22 protein-coding genes and 4 pseudogenes are annotated in these 23,375 nt (G+C 69.6%); 6 read left to right on the top strand and 20 right to left on the bottom strand.

The features are described from left to right. Window positions 1–256: 256 nt before the first annotated feature. The gene (locus NCC78_RS09890) at window positions 257–790 is read right to left on the bottom strand and encodes a hypothetical protein (protein ID WP_250793674.1); all 534 of its coding nucleotides are present in this window, start codon (window positions 788–790) and stop codon (window positions 257–259) included. 289 nt (window positions 791–1,079) lie between these two features. Here NCC78_RS09890 and NCC78_RS09885 point away from each other — a divergent pair, with 289 nt between their 5' ends. After that, a complete protein-coding gene (locus tag NCC78_RS09885) occupies window positions 1,080–2,156 on the top strand; it encodes a hypothetical protein (RefSeq protein ID WP_250793673.1) in 1,077 nt (358 codons plus the stop codon). A 69-nt stretch (window positions 2,157–2,225) separates the two neighbouring features. On the opposite strand, the gene NCC78_RS09880 is transcribed toward NCC78_RS09885, so the two are convergent. The 3 genes from NCC78_RS09880 to NCC78_RS09870 all read right to left on the bottom strand — a co-directional run bounded on the left by NCC78_RS09880 (window position 2,226) and on the right by NCC78_RS09870 (window position 3,650). Continuing rightward, window positions 2,226–2,570 carry a TOTE conflict system archaeo-eukaryotic primase domain-containing protein gene (locus tag NCC78_RS09880; protein WP_250793672.1) on the bottom strand — a complete coding sequence of 115 codons (345 nt, stop codon included), beginning with the start codon at window positions 2,568–2,570 and terminating at the stop codon, window positions 2,226–2,228. 70 nt (window positions 2,571–2,640) lie between these two features. Further along, on the bottom strand, window positions 2,641–3,294 hold the full coding sequence (locus tag NCC78_RS09875) for a nucleotidyl transferase AbiEii/AbiGii toxin family protein (RefSeq protein ID WP_250793669.1): 654 nt from the start codon (window positions 3,292–3,294) through the stop codon (window positions 2,641–2,643). Between the two features lie 2 nt (window positions 3,295–3,296). Beyond that, the gene (locus NCC78_RS09870; protein ID WP_250793667.1) at window positions 3,297–3,650 is read right to left on the bottom strand and encodes a hypothetical protein; all 354 of its coding nucleotides are present in this window, start codon (window positions 3,648–3,650) and stop codon (window positions 3,297–3,299) included. A 775-nt stretch (window positions 3,651–4,425) separates the two neighbouring features. On the opposite strand from NCC78_RS09870, the gene NCC78_RS09865 reads away from it, so the two are divergent. Beyond that, window positions 4,426–5,736 (top strand): ROK family transcriptional regulator, encoded by a 1,311-nt coding sequence (locus NCC78_RS09865; protein ID WP_250793665.1) that lies wholly within the window; start codon window positions 4,426–4,428, stop codon window positions 5,734–5,736. Between the two features lie 473 nt (window positions 5,737–6,209). On the opposite strand, the pseudogene NCC78_RS32495 reads toward NCC78_RS09865, so the two are convergent. The 11 genes and pseudogenes from NCC78_RS32495 to NCC78_RS09815 all read right to left on the bottom strand — a co-directional run. Further along, window positions 6,210–6,524 (bottom strand): annotated as a pseudogene (locus tag NCC78_RS32495) (RNA-guided endonuclease InsQ/TnpB family protein); the annotation flags it as partial. Then, window positions 6,518–6,685: pseudogene (locus NCC78_RS32765) on the bottom strand (hypothetical protein); the annotation flags it as partial. The pseudogenes NCC78_RS32765 and NCC78_RS32495, both read right to left, overlap by 7 nt. A gap of 174 nt (window positions 6,686–6,859) precedes the next feature. Further along, complete coding sequence (locus NCC78_RS09860) at window positions 6,860–7,252, bottom strand: helix-turn-helix domain-containing protein (RefSeq protein ID WP_284706277.1); 393 nt, start codon at window positions 7,250–7,252, stop codon at window positions 6,860–6,862. A 140-nt stretch (window positions 7,253–7,392) separates the two neighbouring features. Continuing rightward, window positions 7,393–8,856: a GH1 family beta-glucosidase gene (locus NCC78_RS09855; RefSeq protein ID WP_250793661.1), complete on the bottom strand. Its 1,464-nt coding sequence runs from the start codon at window positions 8,854–8,856 to the stop codon at window positions 7,393–7,395. Window positions 8,857–8,900: 44 nt separating this feature from the next. Beyond that, window positions 8,901–9,908, bottom strand: coding sequence for an ABC transporter ATP-binding protein (locus tag NCC78_RS09850; RefSeq protein ID WP_250793658.1), 1,008 nt, complete (start codon window positions 9,906–9,908; stop codon window positions 8,901–8,903). Next, complete coding sequence (locus NCC78_RS09845) at window positions 9,905–10,954, bottom strand: ABC transporter permease (protein ID WP_250793657.1); 1,050 nt, start codon at window positions 10,952–10,954, stop codon at window positions 9,905–9,907. The genes NCC78_RS09850 and NCC78_RS09845 overlap by 4 nt, the downstream gene beginning before the upstream one ends. A 3-nt stretch (window positions 10,955–10,957) precedes the next feature. Then, window positions 10,958–11,935: an ABC transporter permease gene (locus tag NCC78_RS09840; RefSeq protein WP_250793655.1), complete on the bottom strand. Its 978-nt coding sequence runs from the start codon at window positions 11,933–11,935 to the stop codon at window positions 10,958–10,960. Continuing rightward, entirely contained in the window at window positions 11,932–13,098 is a 1,167-nt protein-coding gene (locus NCC78_RS32485; protein ID WP_372495100.1) for an ABC transporter ATP-binding protein, read from the bottom strand. The genes NCC78_RS09840 and NCC78_RS32485 overlap by 4 nt, the downstream gene beginning before the upstream one ends. A gap of 89 nt (window positions 13,099–13,187) precedes the next feature. After that, window positions 13,188–14,864 (bottom strand): ABC transporter substrate-binding protein, encoded by a 1,677-nt coding sequence (locus tag NCC78_RS09825; protein ID WP_250793653.1) that lies wholly within the window; start codon window positions 14,862–14,864, stop codon window positions 13,188–13,190. Window positions 14,865–14,988: 124 nt separating this feature from the next. Then, window positions 14,989–15,990: a LacI family DNA-binding transcriptional regulator gene (locus NCC78_RS09820; RefSeq protein ID WP_250793651.1), complete on the bottom strand. Its 1,002-nt coding sequence runs from the start codon at window positions 15,988–15,990 to the stop codon at window positions 14,989–14,991. 302 nt (window positions 15,991–16,292) lie between these two features. After that, window positions 16,293–16,520: pseudogene (locus tag NCC78_RS09815) on the bottom strand (FkbM family methyltransferase); the annotation flags it as partial. Window positions 16,521–16,556: 36 nt separating this feature from the next. Here NCC78_RS09815 and NCC78_RS09810 point away from each other — a divergent pair. Beyond that, window positions 16,557–17,210: pseudogene (locus NCC78_RS09810) on the top strand (MMPL family transporter); the annotation flags it as partial. A 213-nt stretch (window positions 17,211–17,423) separates the two neighbouring features. Here NCC78_RS09810 and NCC78_RS09805 read toward each other — a convergent pair. From NCC78_RS09805 to NCC78_RS09795, 3 genes are all read right to left on the bottom strand, one after another. Further along, window positions 17,424–18,035 carry a GrpB family protein gene (locus tag NCC78_RS09805; RefSeq protein ID WP_250793649.1) on the bottom strand — a complete coding sequence of 204 codons (612 nt, stop codon included), beginning with the start codon at window positions 18,033–18,035 and terminating at the stop codon, window positions 17,424–17,426. 204 nt (window positions 18,036–18,239) lie between these two features. Continuing rightward, window positions 18,240–18,443, bottom strand: coding sequence for a hypothetical protein (locus NCC78_RS09800; protein ID WP_250793647.1), 204 nt, complete (start codon window positions 18,441–18,443; stop codon window positions 18,240–18,242). A gap of 167 nt (window positions 18,444–18,610) precedes the next feature. Then, window positions 18,611–19,210: a G5 domain-containing protein gene (locus NCC78_RS09795; protein ID WP_250793675.1), complete on the bottom strand. Its 600-nt coding sequence runs from the start codon at window positions 19,208–19,210 to the stop codon at window positions 18,611–18,613. Window positions 19,211–19,229: 19 nt separating this feature from the next. On the opposite strand from NCC78_RS09795, the gene NCC78_RS32025 reads away from it, so the two are divergent. Both NCC78_RS32025 and NCC78_RS09790 read left to right on the top strand, forming a co-directional pair. Then, on the top strand, window positions 19,230–19,355 hold the full coding sequence (locus NCC78_RS32025; RefSeq protein ID WP_284706276.1) for a hypothetical protein: 126 nt from the start codon (window positions 19,230–19,232) through the stop codon (window positions 19,353–19,355). Window positions 19,356–19,857: 502 nt separating this feature from the next. Further along, the gene (locus NCC78_RS09790; RefSeq protein ID WP_250793645.1) at window positions 19,858–20,988 is read left to right on the top strand and encodes a DUF4236 domain-containing protein; all 1,131 of its coding nucleotides are present in this window, start codon (window positions 19,858–19,860) and stop codon (window positions 20,986–20,988) included. A 615-nt stretch (window positions 20,989–21,603) separates the two neighbouring features. On the opposite strand, the gene NCC78_RS09785 is transcribed toward NCC78_RS09790, so the two are convergent. Next, window positions 21,604–22,542, bottom strand: coding sequence for a quinone oxidoreductase family protein (locus NCC78_RS09785; protein WP_250793643.1), 939 nt, complete (start codon window positions 22,540–22,542; stop codon window positions 21,604–21,606). Between the two features lie 127 nt (window positions 22,543–22,669). After that, entirely contained in the window at window positions 22,670–22,993 is a 324-nt protein-coding gene (locus NCC78_RS09780; protein WP_250793640.1) for an ArsR/SmtB family transcription factor, read from the bottom strand. Here NCC78_RS09780 and NCC78_RS09775 point away from each other — a divergent pair. Further along, window positions 22,942–23,375 (top strand): transposase (locus tag NCC78_RS09775; RefSeq protein WP_250793638.1); only part of this gene is annotated, 434 nt, incomplete at its 3' end. The genes NCC78_RS09780 and NCC78_RS09775 overlap by 52 nt on opposite strands.

Genomic DNA, 23,375 nt, shown 5'->3' with positions numbered 1-23,375 from the left:
AGGTCAACCTTCAGCCTCAACCCGAACAACCCGCCGCTGCCTGACCGCACCAAACCACGAGCCCGGCTCCGCTGCGCTACGCCGGGCGCTGCCGCCTGCCCACTCACTCACCGATTTTCGAGTCAGCTGTCTGCGATCGGGGCCCAGGCATCCGGTACGGGCAGCATCCCGGCCATGACCTGTGCCAGCGGGGTCTCCCGCGCCGCGATGGTGCCGTAGCCGCTGCGGGTCCAGCCGAACCGCGACTCCCACCGGATCAGCTGCCCGTCGTCCGCTGCGCGAACGTGATCGGGTCCAGCCGGTCGCGGAGCCGGGTCCACAGCAGTGCCACCTCGTCGGAGACCACCAGCCCGGCGGCTTCCACCGGATCTTCGGAGCGGAAGTAGTCGTGGTCACGCATCTCGCAGGCCAGGTCGATCAGGATCTCCATGCCTGTCGCACCGTCGCCGGTGGCGTCGACGCGCAGCGCGTCGCGGGCCTGGGTGACCAGCCGCTTGAAGGTGAAGCGCCAGCGGGTGCGTTCACTCGGTTTGACCCGCCGGTCTCCGGCCAGGTACGAACCGCCTCGGGCCAGCGCGGCGAACTGGCGTATCTCAGCCAGCACCTGGTCCGGCGCGGGGTCCGCTCTGGCGGGGCGAGGCGCCGGCGCGTTCGGGATCAGTTCGGCCTCGATACGTTCCCGCACGGCGGCGGGGCCTCGCCAGTACAGCGTCCACAGCACCTTGCGTAGTTGATCTTGGCTCAACGGCGCCAGCGCCGCGTGGAACTGCGCCCGGTTCACCCTCTCCATCGGTACCACCCTAGTCAGACGTGTCCGTTCACAACCGCTCCTGTTGATGTGGTGAACTGGCGCGGTGAGTCCGAAGAGCCGTGGCCGTCCTGCCGGGCGGGGCCGGCCGCAACGCAAGCGTCAGGGACCGGTGCGTCAGCTGCGTCTGTCTGACCATGTCCTACGTGACGCGCGGTCGGTCGCAGCGGCGCCGGATGCGTTGGATGCCGAGGTCTGGGCCAGCGGTTGGCTGGGGCAGGCATGGCTGGGCGCTGACCTGGGGGAGCGACAAGCGGAGCATGGGTTGTGCATGGAGGTGGTGGGTCGGGCCTGCTCGCGTCCGTCGCCGCACGCCCTGGCCGCCGTCGCCGCGCTCCGGCGGGTGGTGCCGCCGGACGAGTGGTCGTTACTGGATGGGACGGTGGAAATCCTGGTGGAGAGCCAGCCGGCGCCGTCGTGGCTCTCCGTCCCGGGGTTCGCTCCGGTACGGGCGCATCGCGCGGTGGATGTGTGGGACAGCGAGCGGGTGCTGTTCATCGAGTACGAATCCAGCGACCCCCACGCGGGGCGGCATACGCTGATGGCGCAGGTCACCGAGCCGGGCGGGACGATGGTGGCCAAACTGGGTGTCCTGCGCGAGGGCGCGGCGCAGTACTGGTCGCAAACCCGCGACACGGAGGATGTGCCGATGCCGGTGGTCGAGGTACCGGTGCCGCACGTGCTGGCGGACTTGGCTGGTGCCTTGCGGACTACCGACATGTACTGGCCACGCCACGACGACGAGGACTATGTCGAGGTACGGGCGTTGGCCTGGTCGCGCTGTCGGGAGTACCTGCCGGACTGGCCGGACGCGTCTGAGCTGCCCGAGCAGCAGCGGCAGGAGCTGATCGACGCGTTCGTCGCGGAGGTGTACCCGCCCGGCGCCGCGGGTGCGGACGTGTCGGGCGGTGGCGACGTGGATCCGGAGGTGGTGCGGTCGCTGGCCGACATCTTCGTCGACTACGGCCACGGGTACATCACACCCGGTCTGCTGGCGTGGAGCCCCGGGTGGGTCGCGTTGTTCCTGGGCGACTGGCTGCCCCGCAAGACCTTTCTCGACGACGCACAGCGGGAGGTTCTTCCCGAGGCGTTGCGCCGTTGGGTGCGGTTCGCGCTGGGCCGGCGAGAGGTCGACGCTGGGTGGATCGAGCCGGTGGTTGCGGCGGTCGACACCTACCTTCCCGAGTTCCTCGCCGCGGCGGACGACGAGTCCGCCTGGGGACCGGCCAAGCAGATCGCCGCGGAGCTGACCTCCCGGGGTGTCGACCTCACCGACAAGGCCGCCGTCGACGCGGTCATCGGCGAACTCAACGCCGCCCGGCTGGCCCGGCGCCTGGCCGAGGAATGATCCCGCCAGGTGGTCGTGGAGCACCGCGTCGGTCAGCGGTCGGTACCGGCAGGCGTCAGTGGCTTCCTGCTACGTATGGCCCGGGAGCCGTTCCAGTTGCAGGTACCAGCCCTTGCGGCCGTTCTTCTCCCACCGCTGGGCGTACACATCGTCGCGATTGACGAATAACGACGGGAACAACGCCACCCGCTCGGCTGCTCCCGCGCGCCAACAGGTGCGGCGGCACCGATCGCTCCCGCGCCAGCGCCCCAGCGGATCCGGGGCCAGCCGCGCCACCTTGGCTCGCAGGGCCGCCAGTTCCGCCGGGATCAACGCCAACTCGTCGGCAGACCGCCGCGAGCTTGCGCTGATCGACGCCGCGGCGCAACCGCACGCGCAGCCAGCGGTCGCTCGATCGGTCGAGGTCGCGGTCACGCATCCATTGATACAGGCCGCGCTGGCGGTACCGCCGCCTGGGCTTGCGCGTCGCACCTTTCGAACAACGCTACGGCAGGTTAGCGGTAAGTTCTTCGCGCCACTGCGCGAAGCGTTTGCGCATCTCGCTGATGTGGGCGGAGCCGGCACCGTAGGCGGCGAAACGGCGGTCCGGGTAGCGCTCCAGCATTCCGAACAGGTCCGCCAGGATGCGCCGGTCGAACCCCGCGTCGGATTGTTCGGCCAGCTCGCACAGCCGCGTGCGGGTGTAGCGACCGGTCATGAGCGCCGCGTCGATGTCCAGGAAGTCGCGGGGCTCGGCGCGCGTGTACAGGGCGGACATCTTGCCCGCAACGACGTCGTCGGCGTGCAGCACCGGCCCGACGTCCATCATCACCGGCGCCAATGCGCGCCAGTTGGCCGCCAGCTCGACCTTGTACGGATGCTCAGGTTGAGCGGGATCGGTGACCGCGAGCCGGGCGAAGGTGTCGAACCGCTGCGTCACCTCGACGGAATACCCGCCGCCGCGGTAACCGTCGACGACGGCGTCCACCGCTGCGGTGAACTCGCCACGTCGCTCCCACGCCGTGAACAGGTCGACGTCCTCGCTCGGCCGGTCCAGGATGCCGTGGGCAGCAACGGCGTAGCCGCCGGCCAACGCGAATCCGTAGCGGGCAGCGACCCGCAACCCGATCTCCGCCAGGCGGAGGTGTACCTGATCCACTCCTACCCGGCCAGCGCCTGCGGCGGCGTGGTCAGTTCAGGAAAGCGCGCCTGCCACAACGCCCGCAGCCGGGCCGGGAGCCACAAGCTTGGCCACAAGCGGCGCAGCGTCGGGCCGTGCAACCATCGGCACAGGTCCGCGACCGAATTAGCCTGGTTCAGCACCGTCTGATACATCAGCTGCAGATCGCCGGCGTCGTCTAGGTCGTAGGTGCTGTCGCCGGACCAGTCCAGCCACCGATCGAGTGTCACCACACCGCGAACCGGACCGCGCAGGTCGGACAGGGTGGCGGCGACCACGAAGTGCCGCTGGTCCACGTACCGTGACCCAGGCGGGCCGCCATTGCCGCTGGCCATGTCTCCACCTCCTGACCCAGATCGTACGCCGAGCGGCGTCGCCGGCTGGAACGACGTCGACCTGCCGGCCACCTACCTCAAGATAACGGGAGTTCAGCTACCAACGTGATTATGTAGTTGGGGCTCAATCGCCCCTCGGACACGATCCACTTCCTCATGAAAGTCCGCGACAGGCTGTGCCTGGACGCGGACTTTCTGTTGTTGCGGGTTGTAGGTCAGCCGCAGTCGGAGTTGCCGGTAGACCGCTGCGCGGTCGGCTGAGTCGGCCTCGCCCAAGGCGGCGGCGATGTCGCCCAGTTGCTGGACGAGTTCCCTGATCTGTTCACGGCTCTTCCTGAGAGCGGACCTCGGTTTGGGCTCGTTCAGCACTGCGAGGGCGCGGCGGCGATCGGCCTCAACCTTAGCGATTCATTCAGTGACGATCTTGGGATCGGCGCCGGCTTCGAGAGCTGCCCGGTGACGGGCGAGCTTGGTATCGCAATCGGCGAGTTGAGCGCGGGCCAGCACGTGCCTCTGTCTTCTGGATGCGACTCGTCTCGGCTGTCCGCCATTGCGGCGATGGTGTCGTGGAATCGGTGCGGGGCGAAGGCGGAGGCAAGGACCGGGTTCGCACCATGTCAGCGGCGGGCGTCGTCAGCGGCCGTGTCGTGGCAGCGCGACGCCGCCGAGCGCGGCGGTCAACCCACGTCCGAGTCGCATGACATAGCTTCTCATCAATGTGCTGGACTCTGGCAGTTAACTTTGTTAAATGTAATGCGCAGTAGTCTGTCAGCACTTGGTTCACGGCGTGAAGCAGGCCGCCGGGGGCGGCCGGGAGAGGATGGCGGCGGACGTGGACGCCAAACGCACCACCGTGCGCGACATGCGTCGTGCCAACCGGTCGGTCCTGCTCACCCGGATCTGGCTGGACGGCCCGCTGAGCCGGCACGAGCTGGGGCAGTCCACCGCGCTGAGCCTGGCCAGCGTGAGCAACCTGGTCGGCGAGATGATCGCCGAGGGCCTGGTCGAGGAGGCCGGCTCGGTCGAGTCCGACGGCGGCCGCCCGCGGGTGCTGCTGCGGGTCGCCCCCGGCTACGGCTACCTGGTCGGCGCCGACGTCGGCGAGACCCGGGTGCAGGTCGAACTCTTCGACCTGGCGATGACCGCCCTCGCCAAGGCGGAGTACCCGATCGCCGCCGCTGAGCCCGACCCCCGGCAGGTCACCGACCACCTGCTGCACGGTCTCACCGCGGTGATCGAGCAGGCCGGCATCGACCCGGCGGCGGTGCTCGGCTTCGGCGTCGCCGTCTCCGGCACCGTCGAGCGCGCCGCCGACGCCGTGGTGCACGCGCAGACCCTCGGCTGGGACGGCGTGCCACTCGGCGCCATGCTGCGCGCCGGCACCGACATCCCGATGCACATCGACAACGGCGCGAAGACCCTCGGCCAGGCCGAGATGTGGTTCGGCGCCGGCCGCGGCGTCCCGCACGCGGTCGTTGCCCTGGTCGGCTCCGGCGTCGGGGCCTGCGTGGTGGCCGACGGCGTGGGCTACCGCGGCGCGCACAGCAGCGCCGGCGAGTGGGGGCACACCACCATCGTGTACGGGGGCCGCCGCTGCCGCTGCGGCAACCTCGGCTGCCTCGAGGCGTACGTCGGGGCGGAAGGGGTGCTCGACCGGTTCCGCCAGGCCAACCGTGGTCGCCCGGCGACCGGCGGCGACGAGGAGACCGCCTTCGGCGAGCTGCTGCGCGCCACCAGCCGCACCGCCGCCAAGGTGCTCGACGAGACGGTCGGCTACCTCGGCGCCGGGGTGGCGAACCTGGTGAACCTGTTCAACCCCGACCGGGTGGTGCTGGGCGGCTGGGCCGGCCTGGCCCTGGGCGAGCGCTACCTGCCGCAGATCCGCGAGGTCACCGCGCGGCACGCGCTGCGCCAGCCGTACGCCCAGACCTCGATCGAGCTGTGCCGGCTCGGACCGGACGCGGTCGCGATGGGCGCGGCCACCCTGCCAATGGCCCGGCTGCTGCGCGACGGCGGCGTGCCGCGCGAGCCGGCCGTCCGGGTGACCTTGGCGCCGGCGCGGCTGCCCCGGTCGCGGACCCGCTGAGCCACCGGGCCGGCGGCGGGAGTGCCGCCGCCCCGGCCCCGGCACAGGACGCGAGGCTCCACTTCTGGTTGGCCCCGCTGCAGCTCCAGATCTGCGTCTTCCATGCCCTCGGCGGGGCAAAGGAGTGGCGGGAAGGCCACCTTTTCACCGACTGGCTGCACTGTCGATATTGCGCAAGCAGCACCTCTGGATGGGTCCGGGTTGCGGTACTCGGGCGCTTTGATTAATCGGGCGAGCGTCGGAGCTGCCTCCGGTGCCGGAAGTGTCGTCAGGTGCCCGAGGAATGTTTGTGTAGTACTCGATCGTTTGACGTTCTCTCCGCGATGAAGTATGGAGATTCCCTCCGGCTGCGAGCGTGGTAGCGCGCAACCATCGGGTGGATTCCTGCTTCTTCGCGCGGTGCGGGCACGGGTGCTGGTCCTACCCGCGCTCCACAGGTTTGGGCTCTCGGCGCGTCCCGCCGCGAGCACGTTGAGCGCCGCGTTGACGTCCCGGTCGTGGGCTGCCCCGCATGGGCAGGTCCACGACCGGACGTTCTTCGGCTTGGGTCCGTCGACACGGCCGCACGCCGAGCACGTCTGCGACGTGGGCGCGAACCGGTCGATGCGGGCAAAGATGCGCCCGTATCGGGCGGCCTTGTACCTCAGCATCCCGACGAACGACGCCCAGCCGGCGTCGTGCACGGACTTGGCCAGCCGGGTCCGGCCGAGACCGGCAACGCACAGGTCCTCGACGTACACCGCTTGGTTGTCGCGGATGATCCGTGTGGAGAGAGCTTGTGCTGCCAGTCCCGCCGGGTGTCGGCCACCCGAGCGTGCGCCTTCGCCACCTTGACGACGGCCTTCGTGCGGTTGTTGCTGCCCCGCTGCTTGCGGGACAGACCCTGCTGCAGCCGGCGCAGCCTGCGCGGCCCGGCGCAGGAACCTCGGAGCCGCGACCTTCGTGCCATCGGACAACACCGCGAAGTGAGTCAAACCCAGATCGATGCCCACCTCGGCCTTGGCCGGCGGCAGCGGCTCGCCCGTGACGGTCACCACGAACGAGGCGAAATGTCGACCGGCCGCATCCTTGATGATTGTCACGCTGGACCGGCTGGCCGGCAGATGCCGGGACCACCGCACGGTCACGTCGCGATCTTCGGCAGGCGCAGCCGGCCTTTGTCCAGCACCTTGAAACTCGCGTTCTTGGTGAACCGGATGGCCTGCCGGTTGTCCTTGCGCGACCGGAACCGTGGCGGCGCCACCTTGCGCCCCTTGCGTCGGCCGGACAGTGAGGCAAAGAGGTTCCGGTCCGCGACGTTCAGGTCCGCGAGGGCCTGCTCCAGAACGACCGCCGAAACCTCACCCAGCCACGCCCTCTCGGGAGTGCGCTTGGCCTGCGTGATGACCCGCTTCGGCAGATCCCCGTCACAGACGTAAGGCAACCCGGCCACCCGGGCCTCCCGCCGCGCGCGCAGCCCGTCGTTGAACACCACCCGAGCACATCCGAACGCCCGCGCCAACGCCTGCTGCTGCACAGGGTCGGGTAGACGCGGAAGTTGTACCGAAGCTGCACGCCGGACAACAAAACGATCGGCTACGACACGAGTTTCGCGAGTGCGGTGGACGCCAGTGCAGCCGCCCGGGAGATCCCGCGCGGCCGCCCCGAGCGGCCGGGTCAGCGCTCCCCGCGCACCTGCCGGACGGTGTCGCGGTACCACTGCGCGCTGCGCTTCGGCGTACGCCGCTGGGTGTCGTAGTCCACCCGGACGATGCCGAACCGCTTGTCGTAGCCGTACGCCCACTCGAAGTTGTCCAGCAGCGACCAGGCGAAGTAGCCGCGCACGTCCGCGCCGGCCTGCCGGGCCCGGGCCACCGCCCGCAGGTGCTCGGTCAGGTACGCCACCCGGTCGTCATCGGCCACGAACCCGTCGGCGTCCGGCTTGTCGTCGAAGGCCGCCCCGTTCTCGGTGATCACCAGCGGCACGCCCGGGTAGTCCCGGTGCAGCCGGACCAGCAGCTCGGTGAAGGACTCCGGCACGATCTCCCAGTCCATCGCGGTGCGCGGCAGGTCCCGGCGGATCACCCGGCGCACCGGCTTGCCGTGCTCGTCCCGGTCCCGGCCCTGCTCGTCCACCCCGGAGTGGACCTGCCCGAAGTAGAAGTTCACGCCGAGCACGTCGATCGGGGCCGAGATGACCTCCAGGTCGCCCTCCTGCACCGGGACGCGGACCTCCTCGGCGGCCAGGTCGGCCACCACGTCCTCCGGGTAGGAGCCACGGAACACCGGATCGAGGTAGAGCCGGTTGCCCAGCCCGTCGGCGGCCCGGGCGGCGTCCCGGTCGGCCGCGCTGTCGGTGGCCGGGTCGGCGGTGGACAGGTTGACCGTCAGGCCAAGCTCGATCGGGGTGGCCGCCGCCGCGCGCAGCCGCTGCACCGCCAGCCCGTGCCCGAGCAGCAGGTGGTGCGCCGCGGCGATCCCGTCGCCCAGGTCCCGCCGGCCCGGGGCGTGCAGGCCGTACGCGTACCCGAGCATCGCCGAGCACCACGGCTCGTTCAGCGTGGTCCAGGTCTTCACCCGGTCACCGAGGGCGGCGAAGACCAGCTCCGCGTAGTCGGCGAAGCGGTAGGCGGTGTCCCGGTTCGGCCAGCCGCCCGCGTCCTCCAGCTCCTGCGGCAGGTCCCAGTGGTAGAGCGTCACCCACGGGTCGATGCCGCGGCCGAGCAGCTCGTCCACCAGGCGGTCGTAGAAGGCGAGCCCGGCCGGGTTGGCCGGCCCGCGCCCGCCCGGCTGCACCCGCGGCCACGCCACCGAGAACCGGTAGGTGTCCAGGCCCAGGTCCGCGATGAGCGCCACGTCCTGCGGCATCCGGTGGTAGTGGTCGCAGGCCACGTCGCCGTGATCGCCGTTGGCCACCGCGCCCGGCACGCGGCAGAAGGTGTCCCAGATCGACGGCGTCCGGCCGTCCTCGGCCACCGCACCCTCGATCTGGTACGACGAGGTCGCCACCCCCCACCGGAAGGCCGGCGGGAGGGTGTCGATCGGGTCGGCCTGCCCGTGCGACGACTCCAGCTCGGTGCGGCTGACGCCGCCCGGCGACCTGGAGCCGTCGGTGGTCGGACGGGTGAGGTCGGTGTCCATGGTTCTCCTCGCGGTAGCGGGTCGTTCGGTCGGACGGAAGGGGGTCAATGGGGAACCGGTGCGGCGGCCGGGTGCAGCCAGCAGGCGACGTCCCGGCCCGGGTCGCCGTCGATGGGCGGGCCCAGCGCCGGCACCTTCTTTTCGCACGGGTCGAAGGCTTTCGGACAGCGCGGGTGGAACGCGCAGCCCTCCGGCATGGCCCGCAGGTCCGGCGGCGAGCCGGGGATTCCGGTCAGCTCGCGGCGCGGGCCGCGCAGCGCCGGGAAGGAATGCAGCAACCCCTCCGTGTACGGGTGCAGGGCCCGCCGGTACAGCTGCGCGGCGGGCGCCTCCTCGACGATCCGGCCGCCGTACATGATGGCGATCCGGTCGGAGAACTCGACCAGCAGCGACAGGTCGTGGGTGATGAACAGCACCGCGAAGCCCAGCCGCTCCCGCAGCTCGGCGAGCTGGCCGAGGATCTGCCGCTGCATCACCACGTCCAGCGCGGTGGTCGGCTCGTCCATGATGACCACCTGCGGCTCCAGCGCCAGCGCCATGGCGATCATCACGCGCTGCCGCATGCCGCCGGAGAGCTGGTGCGGGTAGCTGTCCAGCCGGTCGGCGGCGATGCCGACCAGGCGGAGCAGATCCCGGGCCCGGGCCAGCCGGCCCGCCGCCGTGGTCGTCGGCTCGTGCGCCTTGATCACGTCGAGCAGCTGGGTGGAGACCTTGTGCACCGGGTTGAGCGAGTTCATCGCGCCCTGGAACACGATCGAGGTCTCCGCCCAGCGCAACTGCCGCAGCTGCGCGGGGGTGAGGGTCAGCACGTCGACCGGCGGGCCGTCGACCGGGTGGTAGATCACTTGGCCGCCGCTGACCACGCCGGGCGGTGGCAGCAGCCGGGTCAGCCCGTACGCCAGGGTGGACTTGCCGCTGCCGCTCTCGCCGGCCAGCCCCAGCACCTCGCCCCGGTGCAGGGTCAGGTCGACGTCGCGGACGGCGTGCACCGCCGCGTCGCCGAGCCCGTAGTCGACGCGCAGCCCGCGGATCTCCAGCACCGGATCGCTCATCGCACAACGTCCTCTCGGGTGGTGGCAGCCCGTGGCGTCGGGACGGACGGGGTCGGGGCCAGCACGGGGGTGAAGCCGACCCGCATCCGCACGGTCCGGCCGTCGGCGGTGCGGATCCGGGTCCTGCCGGCGCTGCGCAGCCGGGGGCTGACGAACTCGTCGATGCCGAAGTTGATCAGGGCGAGGGCGGTGCCGAGCAGCGCGATGGCCAGCCCGGCCGGGACGAACCACCACCAGGCGCCTTGCGCGAGGGCCTGCTGGCCCTGGGCCCAGAACAGGATGGTGCCCCAGTTCCAGGATGAGATCGACGAGATGCCGATGAAAGCCAGGGTGATCTCCGACATGACGGCGAAGATGACGGTGCCGACGAAGCCGGACGCGATGATCGCGGTGAGGTTGGGCAGGATCTCGAACAGGATGATGCGCCACGTCCGCTCGCCGGTGGCCCGGGCCGCCTCGACGTAGTCGCGGCGCCGCAGGGACAATGTCTGGGCGCGTAGCACCCGGGCGCCCCACGCCCACGAGGTGCAGCCGATGATGAGCGCGACCAGCGTGTCGCTGGCCTGCTCGACGATCGACGTCACGATGATGATCAGCGGCAGCGCGGGGATGACCAGGAACACGTTGGACAGGGCCGACAGGCCCTCGTCGGCCGCGCCGCCGATGTAGCCGGCGGTCACGCCGATGAGGATGGACAGGACCGTCGCCAGCACACCGGCGACCAGTCCCACCACCATGACGCTGCGCGCGCCGACCAGGATCTGGCTGAAGATGTCCTGACCGAGGTGGGTGGTGCCGAACCAGTGCCGCAGCGACGGCGCCTGGAGCACGTCGCCGCTGCGCGCGTCCGGGTTGTACGGCGCCACCCACGGCCCGATCACCGCGAAGAGGCAGTAGATGCCCAGGATTACCAGCCCGGTGGCGGCCTTGGCGTTGGCGATGAACCGGAACTGGCGCCGCTTCGCCCGGCCCGGCGCGGCCGACGGCTGGGCCATCGCCCCCTGACCGGGGATGACCTGCTCGATGCTCGACGGTGAGATTGTCATCGCTCAGCTCTTTCGGGTCCGCGGGTCGAGAAGCAGGTACGCGACGTCGGCGAGCAGGTTCGCCACCAGCACGGAGATCGTGATGATCAGGAAGATCCCCTGCATCAGCGGGTAGTCCTTGGCGCCGACGGCCTGGAAGAGCTGGTAGCCGAGCCCGGGGTAGGAGAAGACGATCTCCACCAGCAGCGTGCCGCCGACGATGAACCCGAGCGACAGGGCGAAGCCCGAGACGTTGGGCAGCAGCGCGTTGCGGGCCGCGTAGCTGAGGGCGACCCGGCGCTCGGACAGCCCCTTCGCGTGGGCGACCGTGATGTAGTCCTCCGAGGAGACGGTGACCATCATGTTGCGCATGCTGAGGATCCACCCGCTCATCGAGGAGACCAGGATGGTGGCGGCGGGCAGGATGCTGTGCTGGATCGCGCTCGGGATGAAGTACTGGTCGAAGGCCGGCACGAGGCCCGGCTCGTAGCCGCCGGAGGACGGGAAGAAGCTTCCCGGGCCGGCGAACAGGGCGATGGCGACGAGGCCCAGCCAGAAGTACGGGATCGAGGACAGGAACGTGGTGGCCGGCAGGAGTCCGTCGACCCAGGAGCCGCGCCGCCAGCCGGCGCCGACGCCGAGCGCGGTGCCGAGGAGGAAGCTGATGATCGTGGTGATGCCGACCAGGCCGACCGTCCACGGCAGGCTGTCGCCGATCACCGTCGACACCGGCGCCGGAAAGAAGGTGAACGACAGCCCCAGGTCGCCGTGGAGGAGCTGTCCCCAGTAGTGCAGGTACTGCTCCCAGACGTTCTCGTTCGCGTCCAGCCCGAACAGCACGCGCAGCGACTCGATGGCGTCAGCGCTGATCCGGCCCTGGTTGCGCGAGATGAGGGACTGCACCGGGTCGCCCGGGACCAACCGCGGGATGAAGAAGTTGAGCGTGATGGCCGCCCATGCGGTGAACAGGTAGAAGGCCGTGCGCTGCAGGAGGAATCTCATCGTGTCTCCCCCAGGGTGGGGGTGTCGTCCCGCTCGACCGCCGCCGGGGGCGGTGGCACCGCCGGTTCGGCGTCGGGCGCGGCGGAGCCGGGAGTGTCGGCGGCGACGGTGGCCGGGTCGTAGAGCCAGCAGGCCGCCCAGTGGCCGAGCCGGTCGCCGATGGTCAGCCGTGGCGGCAGGTCCGCCGTGCAGCGCCGCATGGCGTGCGGGCACCGGGGGTGGAACCGGCAGCCGGCGGGCGGGGTGATCAGGCTCGGCGGCTCGCCCTGACCGCGGTCCTCCCCGGCGGCCGCGTCGACGCCGGCGCCGTCGCCGGTGATGCGCTCGGGGTCTGGCGCCGAATCGGTGAGCAGCCGGGTGTACGGGTGGGCCGGGTTCTGGGTGACGGTCTCGCTGTCGCCGCCCTCGACCATCCGGCCGGCGTACATCACGATCGTCTCGTCGGCGAAGTAGCGGGCCGAGGCGATGTCGTGCGTGATGTAGAGGATGGCGATGTTGAGCCGCTCCTTGAGGTCTTGGAGCAGGTTGAGCACGCCGAGGCGGATCGAGACGTCGAGCATGGAGACCGGCTCGTCGGCGAGGAGCACCTCCGGGTCGGCGCCGAGCGCCCGGGCGATGGCGACGCGCTGCCGCTGGCCGCCGGAGAGCTCGTGCGGGAAGGCGTCCAGGTAGCGCTCGGGCGGGGTGAGGCTGACCCGGGTGAGCAGCTTGCCGAGGGCCGCGTCCAGCTCCTCGGCGCCGCGCCCGGCGTTGCCGTGGATCCGCAGCGACCGGGTGAGGTGGTAGCGGACGGTGTGCACCGGGTTCAACGACGCAAACGGGTCCTGCAGGATCAGCTGGACCCGCCGCACGTACGACCGGAACGGACGACCGCCGCGCACCCTGGTCGACGTGCCGTGCAGGCGGAGGTCGCCGGCGGTGCGGGGGTAGATCTGAGCCAGTAGCCGGGCCACTGTGGACTTGCCGGAGCCGGACTCCCCGACCAGCGCGGTCACCTGGCCGCGACGCAGCGCGAACGATACGTCGTCGACGGCGTGCACGACTGCCGGCGTCCGGGAGAAGAGGTCACGCAGCCGCCTGCGGACGGAGAAGTGCTTGGTCAGGCCGACGGCCTCCAGCACCACCTCGTCGGCCGGCGCCGCCGCGCTCTCGCTCAACGTCATGCCGAGTTCCTGTCTGGGATTGCGGGGTCACGAACCTCGGGTGCCGCCTCCCCGGTCGGCCGGGGCCGACCGGGGAGGCGGTGCGGGGGTCAGCTACCGGCGGGCTTCAGGTGCAGGACCACGTCCAGCGCGTTGGGCTGGGTGGGCTGCAGGGCGCCGTACGGGTTCGAGTCGTCCGGCCAACCGGTCCAGTTCTTCGTGCTGTACGCGCCACCGATGTTGTCCGCGCCGACCGGGATCATCGGCATCTGTTCGACGAAGACCTTCTGCAGCGTGCTCATCGCGGCGGTGCGGGCCGCCTCGTCGGTGGCGTTCGCGTAGGCGACCAGGGCGTCGGTCGCCTGCTGGTTGTTGAAGCGGCCGAAGTTGCCCGCGGGGGAGGCGGTGCCGATCGGCTTGAGCTGCCGGCCGTCCATGACCGTCCGGTAGATGTCGTACGGCGTGGCGCCGCCCTCGGTCCACCGGAAGGTCGCCTCGAAGTTGCCCTGCTCGACGTTGCGGAACCAGGCGTCCTGGTTGGCCTTGTCGACCGTCGCGGCGATGCCGATCTTCGACAGGTTGTCCTTCACGATCTCGAGGCTCGTCTGGTAGTCGGACCACCCGGCCGGGTCGGTCAGCTTGACCGTGACGGCCTTGCCGGTCTTGTCCTTGAGGGTGTTGCCCTCGAGCTTGTAGCCGGCGCCGGTGAGCAGCGCCTTGGCGCCCTCGACGTCGACCTTGTGCTCCTGGCCCTTAAACTCCGACGCGATGAACGCGTCACCGGCTGGGCTGGGCAGGCCGGTCACGCTCTTCACCAGCGGGTGGAAGTACCCGGCCTCGGCCGTGGTGAAGATGTCCTGGCGGTCGATGACCATGTTCATGGCCCGGCGCAGCGTCGGGTCGTCGAACGGCTTCTTCGTGGTGTTGAGGTAGAGGCCGTGGATGCCCAGGATCGCGGGCGCCCACATCTTGTGGTGCTCCTGGTCCTTGGCCACGAAGACGGTCTGGTAGTTGGGGATGAAGACGAAGCTCCACTCCGACTCGCCGTTGGCCAGCGCGGTGGTCTGCGCGCTGTTGTCGGTGTAGGAGGTGTAGCGCAGCTCCTTGACCTTCGGCAGGTCCTGCCAGTAGCCGCTGTCGCGCACCGCCAGGGTCATGCTGGCCGGGGTGAACGACTTCAGGGTGTAAGGGCCGCTGCCGACCGGCTGCTTGACGGTGTCGGTCGTCGGGTCGCTGATCTTCTCCCAGATGTGCTTGGGCACGATCGGCACCCGCCACAGCACCTTCTGCTGGTTCACGAACTGCGGGCTGGCCATCTTGATGGTGACCTCGTTGCCGCTGGCGGTCGCGTCCGTGTAGGGCACGCCCTGGTCGTTGAGCGCCGGGTACTTCTTGACCAGGTTGTAGGTGAAGGCGACGTCCTCGGCGGTGACCTTCTGCCCGTCTGACCAGGTGGCGTTGTCTCGGATAGTGACCTTGACCGAGGCGTAGTCTGACGACCACTCGGCCTTGGTCGCCAGCCACGGCTTGAACGGGTCGGCCGGCTTCACCGGGTTCCACATCATCAGCGGCTCGAAGATCTGCCAGCGGTAGCCCAGCGAGGCTGCGGCGGACGTGGTGAGGAACGGGTTGTTGTTCTCGGCCTGCGGGCCGTTCGGCATGCCGACGTTCAGCACCGTGGCCGCCTGGCCGTTCTTCTTGTTCGCGTTCGGGCTGTCGCCGCACGCGGCGACGCCGGTGGCCATCGCGCCGGCCAGCGCGACGGCGAGGAACTGCCTTCTTCTCATGGAGGTCTCCCTCGGTGCTCCCGCAATCCTCGAGCGGGATGTGGTGGATGGAGGGTGTGCGGTGTTGCCACCGGTGGGCGCGGTGCTCCCGCCGGTGTGGGTGGTGGATACAGCGGTGGAGAGGTCAGGTGGTGCCGGTCGAGGCGCGGACGGTGAAGCTGGTGGGAATGACGGTCGGGGTGTCGGGCAGCGGCGTGCCGGCGAGGTGGGCGATGAGGGTGCGGGCGGCGGCCGCCCCCATCTCCCGCAACGGCTGGCGGACCGAGCTCAGCGGTGGGTGGGTGTGCCCGGCCAGGGGCAGGTCGTCGAAGCCGACCACCGCCACGTCGTCCGGAACCCGCCGGCCGGCGTCGCGCAGCGCCTGGAGCGCCCCGGCGGCGGAGAGGTCGTTGTGCGCGAAGACGGCGTCGAACGGCACGCCGTCGGCGAGCAGGCGTTCCACCGCGACCCGCCCGCACTCGAAGGTGAAGTCACCCTCCACGACGAGGGCGGGGTCGATGGGCATGCCCGCGTCGGCGTAGCCATCCGCGAAGCCGGCCAGCCGCTCCCGGGTGCAGCCGAAGCGGCTCAGGCCGGTGACGACCAGCGGCCGCTTCCGCCCGTGCGCCAGCAGGTGCGCCGCCGCGGCTCGCGCGCCGGACTCGTTGGTGGTGCGCACCGACGGGAAGCCGGGCTGGTGGCCGCGGTCGTCGATGAGGATGACCGGCAGTCCGCGCTCGTGCAGCTCGGTGATGTAGTCGAGGGTGCCCTCCGGCTCGACCACGAGCAGGCCGTCGAAGGACTTCGCGGAGACCTGGGAGGCGAACCGCCGCATCGACTCGTCGCCGTGGGTGCAGGTGAACAGCAGCATGCCATACCCCTCGGCCTCGACCACGTCGGCCGCGCCCTGGAGCACCTCGCCCATCCAGGGCCAGGTCAGGGCGGGCACCAGCATGCCGACCACCCGGGTGCGCCCGCGGGCCAGGCCGACCGCGCGGGCGCTCGGCACGTACCCGAGGGCGTTGATGACCGCGCGGACCCGGTCGGCGGTGCGGACGTGCACCTCGCCCTTGCCGTTGAGCACCCGGGAGACCGTCGTCTTGCTCACCCCCGCGCGGGTAGCGACGTCGGCGATGGTGATCGGCACGTGACGCTCCCGGGTCGAAGAGGTGAGGCGTTGCTTCGGAACCGGTTGCGGAAGCGGTTCCGTCGCAGTCAACCGAAGTGGCGGCCGTCACGTCAATAACGGACGGGTAACGAAACATGACTAAGTTCGAAACCTGAAAAAACTGCCCCTGGACAGCGCGGCCGATCCAGGGTGTGACCAGCGTCGATGCGAGGAAACCGGATCGTCCGGGGGCGGCCGGCGCCTACCGTGATCCGATGACCGAGCCGGCCGGCCTGGACCGGCTCGCCGCCTTCGCCGCTGCCTGACGTCCGCCAGGCGGGTCAGGCGGGCCGGGCGCGGGCGTAGTCGTCGCCCGAGTTGGCCTCGTGGGGCAACGCCCGCAGGTACGCCGCCACCTCGCCCGCCGGCCGCCAGCCATCAAGGGCGAACGCCATTTCGTCGCCGAGCGCCACGGTGAACCTGGTGAAGCCCAGCCGGGTGAGCCGGTCCAGGCAGTGCGCGGCCAGATCCCGTTCGATGGTGGTGAACTCGAAGGACAGCGCCGGCAGGGCGCCCGCAGCCACTCGGTTACCCACAGTGGAAACGGCATCGACATCTCTGAGAAGCTTGCCGACGCGATGCCGGTCTACCTGCTGCTGGTGGTCGGGCTGTCGGTGCTGCTGCTGATGCTGGTCTTCCGCTCGCTGCTGGTGCCGGTCAAGGCCGCGCTGGGCTTCCTGCTCACCGTCGCCGCGACCTTCGGCATCACCGTGGCAGTGTTCCAGCAGGGCCACCTCGCCGACCTGGTCGGCCTGGACACCCCCGGTCCGCTGATCAGCTTCCTGCCGATCCTGCTGATCGGCATCCTCTTCGGCCTCGCCATGGACTACGAGGTCTTCCTGGTCTCCCGGATGCGGGAGGACTTCGTCCACGGCGACACCGCCCAGCAGGCGACGATCAACGGCATGGGCCACGGCGCCCGGGTGGTCACCGCCGCCGCGATCATCATGATCTCGGTCTTCGGCGGCTTCATCTTCATGGACGAACCGACCATCAAGTCGATGGGCTTCGCACTCGCGGTCGGCGTCGCGATCGACGCGTTCGTGGTCCGGATGACGATCGTGCCGGCCGTCATGTCCCTGCTCGGGGACAAGGCCTGGTGGCTGCCGCGTTGGCTCGACCGGGCCCTGCCCAAGGTCGACATCGAGGGCGAGGGCCTGCGCCACCACCTGCGGGAGAAGGAAACCGCCCACGCCTGACGTGAAAGGAAGGGCCCTTGTCAACCCTGGCGTTGTACAAGGGGCCCTTCCTAACGCTCGTCAGACGCCCGCCGGATACGTCTCCATCTCACCGGGAGTTGTCAGGGCGGGGAGCGGGTGCAGGGCCTGGCGCGGACGGTCCGCCGTGCCGGGGGTAGCAGTCATGTTCACGGCAGCCGTCTGTCGAGCTTGCCGGGGGCCTAACGTATCGCCTCAGATACGTGCTGATCGAGCGCGGTTATTGATTTGAGTGATGACGTCTGTCTTGGCGTCGGCATAGGCGTTCGTGTCTGTCCAGTCGCGCCTGGCCAGGTCACGTTTGGTCGCTGCATAGAGTGCCCGATCCGCCGAGTCCCGGCGCAGCCACTCCCGCAGGAGCCGATAATCGTCACAGGCCGGGTCCTCGGGCTGGAGGATATGGATGTGGACGTGGCGGGTGGGTGTGCGCATCATGCGGTGTCCGGGCTCCCGAACACGCAGCTCGTAACCCGCAGCGTCGAGTGCCGTGACGTACTCGTCCTCACGCTCGACGTCGTCGACTGTCACAAGGATGTCGATGATCGGTTTCGCGGCGAGGCCAGGCACCGAGGTAGAGCCGATGTGCTCGACCGCGCGGGCCGCCGGTCCCAGCGCGCGGCGGATGCGGTCAGCGTGGGTCGCGAAGGCATCCGGCCAGCGCGGGTCGTAGTCGACGATCCTGATCTCGGCGTGCTCGATGCCGCCGATGAGCTCGGTCTCGGTTTCCTGATCATTCGCACTGCACCCCGCATCGAGCAATCCGCCAATGTTGCACCATAGCTGGCCGGACAAACAGTCGCGGTCCATCGACCACCTTGCCGGTAATCCATAGGTTCAGGGTCAGGACGCGCCCGCCTCAACCACTACCGGAAGCAGCAAGAAGGCAGCGAACGCGTCGCCTGCGGGCGACGCGCCACGACAGCAGGCGGGGTCGTAGCCGAGCTAAGAGGTACGGGATGACAGCGGATGGCAGCAGACGATGCACCGCAGGGGCGTTCGGGACGAAGCGCTCTAGCCCGCCGACACGTCGTCAGGCGCCAACGGCTGCGTCGCCCGTTCCTTGGCTAGGTCGTCGATGATCCATCGCAGTGCCGACACGGCGTTGGAGTACCGCAGGTACCGAGGATTCTGGTTGGACTTGGGCTCGCACTGCTCCCGCATCCGTCGAAGCTCCTCGATCATCCGCTGCAACCGGTCCTCGGTTGTCACCTCCACCGGCATTAGTCACCCGTCGATCGGTCCACCCAAAACCATGCCTCTACTGCCGCCACTGCCACTCCGCGTACCGCTTGTCAGGGGATGAGATTCGCCGCTGGCCGGGGCATAGGAATGAGCCGTGCGGAGGCAGGCGCAAATCTTCCTCCGCACCTGCCTGTGTTGCGTCACGTGTCGCAGGCGATGCCGTCGCCGTCTCGGTCCAGGCGGTAGATATCGCTGCCGACCACGCGAACAGGCCCCTCGACGTAGGCGGGGCCGTCACCGCTGCCGCCGGCGCAGTCGACGTCGCTGGCGATAGGTACGCAGGCGCCGCTGTAGTTCGGGTCGCACTGTTGCGTGACCTTGGTGCCGACCCTGACGACCTGGGTGACGGGTGCCTTGGTGATTTGCGAGCGGACCAGCTTCTTGGCTGTCTGGACGTCGTCAGTCAGGGTCACCTGGTAGGTGAGCGTTTTGACTCCCGCGACCCCGCGGGTGGTCACCTTTCTGGTTCCCTTGGGTAGCGAGGAGTCGTTGACGGTCCTGGTCTGGTACGCGATCTTCTGCGTCTCGGTGACGGTCCGGGTCGTGACCACTGGGGTGGCGGCAGCCGTGGGGGTCACCGCAGTCGGCGATGTTGATGGCGTGGCGGCGAGGTCTGCCGCCGCTGCAGTCGACTGGGCATCCGCGGCCTGAATAGTCGGGGCCGGCTGGGTGGTGGCGTCCTTGTCGGAGCTGGTGGGGGAGACAAGGGCGACGATGCCGGGCACCCCGCAGCACAGCATGACCAGCACCCCTGCGCTGATGAGCGCGATCTTGCCTTTGGACGCCTTCCGCCGCGCCGGCGCCTGGTTCCAGTCCGTAGCTGCTGGGAACTGCGCCGTCGGGTACGGCGGTACCTGGCTGCCGTACCCGGCCTGCGGCTGGTAGGGCGGTGGGGGCGGGGGTGGTGGAGGCGTTGGCTCTTGCCAAGGGTCCTGCGGAGGCTGGTACGTCACCTGTCCGAGTGTGCTGACCAGTGTCAACGTTTGGCACCGGCCGGTCGGCCACGATGTGTATCAGCATTTCGACCGACGGTCACGGGGTTCTGTTTCTGCTGCTCACCACTCGCCCGAGGGCAGGAGCCTGTCCCGAGCGTTCGACAGCACGTCGGCGGGGATGCAGGAGAGGAAAGGGAAGCGCTTACCCGTCTGTTGGCGGGCCGACGCTCATGGTGCTGCTGTTCAGCACTTGATGTAGCTGCCGCCGCCGCCCCCAAGAGCAGGAGCCGATTATTTGACAAGGTCCCGAGCCGAAACCACCGCCATCCGCGATAGTGCCGGCCCCGGCATCTGAGGATGCCCGTTAGGGACACGGGAGCGACCAGTTGGCGGAGCAGCGGTCAGGCAACAGGCTGAACGGTCGCTCAAGCATCAGGGTTTACGGTCGGCTGATGGGGTTCTCCATCAAGCTGGCACCCGGGGTGCGTATCCGGGCCTCCTCTCGCGGCATTCGCACCAGTGTCGGTCCGAGGGCGGCCCGGGTGCACTTCGGCGCCGGCCGCACCGGCGTCTCCACTGGCGTGGGTCCCGTCGGCTTCTACACCTCCCTCGGGGGCGGCCGCCGCTCCAGCCGGTCCGGCGGTCGAGCGACATCGGCCGCGACCTATCAGCGGCAGGTCGCGGCTCAGCAGAGGCAAGCGGCACACGCCCAGCGAGTCGAGGAGGCCCAACGCCTGGCACAGACCTTCCTGCGCATCCTGGAGCTGCACAGGGTCGAGTTCCCCGCAGCTACCCGACCCATCGCACCGCAACCAGCACCCCCGGACCGGGCAAGCATCTACAAGCACTACGAACAGCACGCCCTGGCCGGCATCGGTCTTTTCGAGGGCGCGAAACGAGCTCGGGCCAAACAGCTCGCCACCGAGTGGACCGAGGCTGAGATGCAACGGCAATGGTCGACCCGATGCGAGCAGCAGGCAGGCTGCCAGCAATACCTCGACCAGCGGTGGCAGCAACTGTGCAGCAACTCGCCCGAGGTCGTCCTGGAAACGCTGGAGGAAGCTTTCGAGGACAATGAAGCACCCAGCGCCGCCGTTGGCGTCACCCTCGACGAGATCTCCCTCGTGGTGCTCGTACCCAGCGTGGACCAGGTCGTGCCCGAACGCATGCCCACCACCACCCAGGCGGGCAACCTGTCCCTACGCAAGCTGCCGCAGCGCGACCGCGCCGACTACTACAAGCAGTTCGTGTGCGGCCAAGTGCTGGTCACCGTGCGGGAAGCTCTTGCTGTCGCACCCGCAATCGCCTCCGCCCGCCTAGCCGTGCTGCGTCAGGACGGGCCTGATAGCTACGGCCGGCCCCGTGTCTCCTGCCTGCTTGCCGCCAAGTTCGACCGCCAGTCACTCAACGGCGTTCACTGGCAGACAGCAGACGCTGCCCGGATCGTCAACGACACCAGCACCGAGCTGCTGCTCAACCAACGAGCCCGCACCGGCGACCTACAGCCGCTGAACATCGCCACGGAGCCCGCACTTGCCGAACTCCTGAGCGCCGTCGCCCTCGCCGAGCTAACCGGCGAGTAGTAGGTCGACGAGCCGGAAGGGCGTCTAGAGGCGGCGGGATCGCTACCGGCGAGGCCTGTGAGCATCTGTGGAATCAGCAGAGGGCCAAGGAGGGTCACCGTTTCGGTCGGCTCGTCGGCTCGGACGAACATACCGCGCGGTGGTTCCACGATCACGAGCCCTTCCGACCGGAGTAGCGCTACCGCTTGTCGGACGCTCGTGCGGGCTCAGCCTGTACTCCTGAGCCAACCGCAGCTTGCTGGGCAGCGAGGCCCCGGGCGCGCTATCGCCGTCGCGTGACTGGCTCTGTCGCACACTCATGGCCGCTGACCGCGCGCTCCTGGCTCCCCTCTGTGTCAAGACACCCGGGAGGAGAGTTCTATCCTGGGTTTCGGCGGGTCCGGGAATTGACTTCTCCGAAGAGCCGGCTGGGGGATGAGAGTCGTTCGCGCTGGAGCCCGTTGCCGTTCCCCGTTGTCCTCCCGGGCCCGCTGCCATGGCGTCTGTGGCGTCGTTGATCATGCATCGGTAGACGAGGCTCTCCCGCGCCGCGGCAACAGACTCTACAGAGCCGCAGGATGGGAACGAGCCGCCGCCGTTGGAGTCTGTCGCTCCGGCGGTTCAGTCATGGCCTGGTCAGAACGTCAGAATCAGCCGTCCCCGGACGCCGCCCGCTTCTAGGAGTTGGTGCGCTTCGGCGGCCTGCTCAGCCAGGAGGATCCGCGCGACCCGTAGCGTAACCTGGCCGTCCTCCACCTGCTGCCGGAGGCGGTCGAGCTTCGCCTGTTGGCGCGCGTACTGGGCTATCCACACGGGCTGGAAGGTGATGCCGCGTTCCCAGGTGCCCTCAAATCCACGGACGGTCGCGATCCGGCCGCCATCCCGTACGGCGCGGGCTGCGGGCTGGTCGAGGAGGGCGCCGTCAACGAGCCCGTCGACGCCGTCGGGCACTGCTGCACGTACCTGCTTCGGAAACTCGGGCCCGCGAGGCAGCACGATGTCGGCGCCCAGTTCCTTGACAAGCGGTTCGTCCTGCGGCGCGGCGTCGGCGACGACGCGCAGACCGTCCGCCTTGGCCAGTTCGATGACGTAGCCGCCAACCGCGCCAGCCGCGCCGGTAACCGCGATGGTCGCGCCCGGCCCGAGGTCGAGCGTGTCCAGCGCCAGGCGCGCGGTCAAGCCGTTCATCGGTAAGGACGCGGCTTCGGCGTCGGTCGCGCCGGCAGGGACCCTGGCGACTGACTCGGCGGGCACCACGATCTGCTCCGCATAGGCGCCGTGCGTCTCGGACGGCAACACGACGGCCATCACGTGCTCGCCGATCCGCAGATCGGTGTCGACTCCCTCGCCGATCTGCTCGAGCACGCCCGCGGCGTCCATTCCCGGAACATAAGGGGGCCGAGAGGTCATCGGGATGACGTATGGTGCCCCGCTGCGCACCAGAGTGTCAGTCGCGTTGACAGCCGCCGCGTGGACCCGGATACGCAGTTCGCCTGGCCCGGCATCAGGGGTCGGTAGGTTGATGACGTGTAGCGCCTCGGGCCCACCGAACTTAGTTACGCCTACGGCTTTCATGTGAACCTTCCGGTTTTCGATCCCACTCGCTGGGAGTCCGCACTGTGTGTGGGTAAGTTAGGGCCTGTTTTCGAAGGGTGTGCAGATGAGCTGGCTGTATACCTGGCGCGCTGAAGGCTGAGGATCGCTAGCGCGAATTCCGCTCCGCTGCCTCAGCGATGCGCTTGATGTTCGCCAGCCGTCGATCCCAATCGGCGGCGAGCGCGCTCATCCACCGCGCCGTCGCGTTCAGGGCCGCGGGTCGTACCGCGTATCGCACCTCGCGTCCGACCCGGCGGCCGGAAACCAGCCCAGCGGCGTCCAAGACGGCCAGGTGCTTGACCAACGCCTGCCGCGAGACGGGAAGCTGTTCGGCGAGCGCCGTCGCGGTGGCCTCGCCCTGTGCGGCGAGCAGATCAAGTGACCAGCGGCCTGGCCGGTTTGCCGCTGGTGTCGCCGACCGGCAGCGCACTGCGCCAGGCCCGGCAACGGCTCGGTCCGCAACCGGTGCAGGCGTTGTTCGAGCTGCTGCGCGGCCCGGCGGCCACGAGCGCCACGCAGGTGCGCTGGCGGGGCCTGCTGGTGGCGGCGATCGACGGCACCCTGCTGACAGTTGCGGACTCGCCCGCTAACACCGGCCGTTACCGCAAACAGCGAGGCAACCACGGCGGTTCCGGCTACCCGCAGCTGCGGTTGAGCGCGCTGTTGTCCTGCGGCACCCGCTCGGTGATCGACGCCGTGTTCGACCCGGCCGCCACCGGTGAACTCGACCAAGCCCGCCAGCTCGCCCGCAGCCTGCGACCCGGGATGCTGCTGCTGGCCGACCGCAACTACGCCGCCGCCGACCTGATCGC

The sequence above is a fragment of the Micromonospora phytophila genome, assembly GCF_023656545.1.
GTDB classification, from domain to species: Bacteria; Actinomycetota; Actinomycetes; order Mycobacteriales; family Micromonosporaceae; genus Micromonospora; species Micromonospora phytophila.
This window is presented reverse-complemented; position numbering and strand designations above follow the sequence as displayed.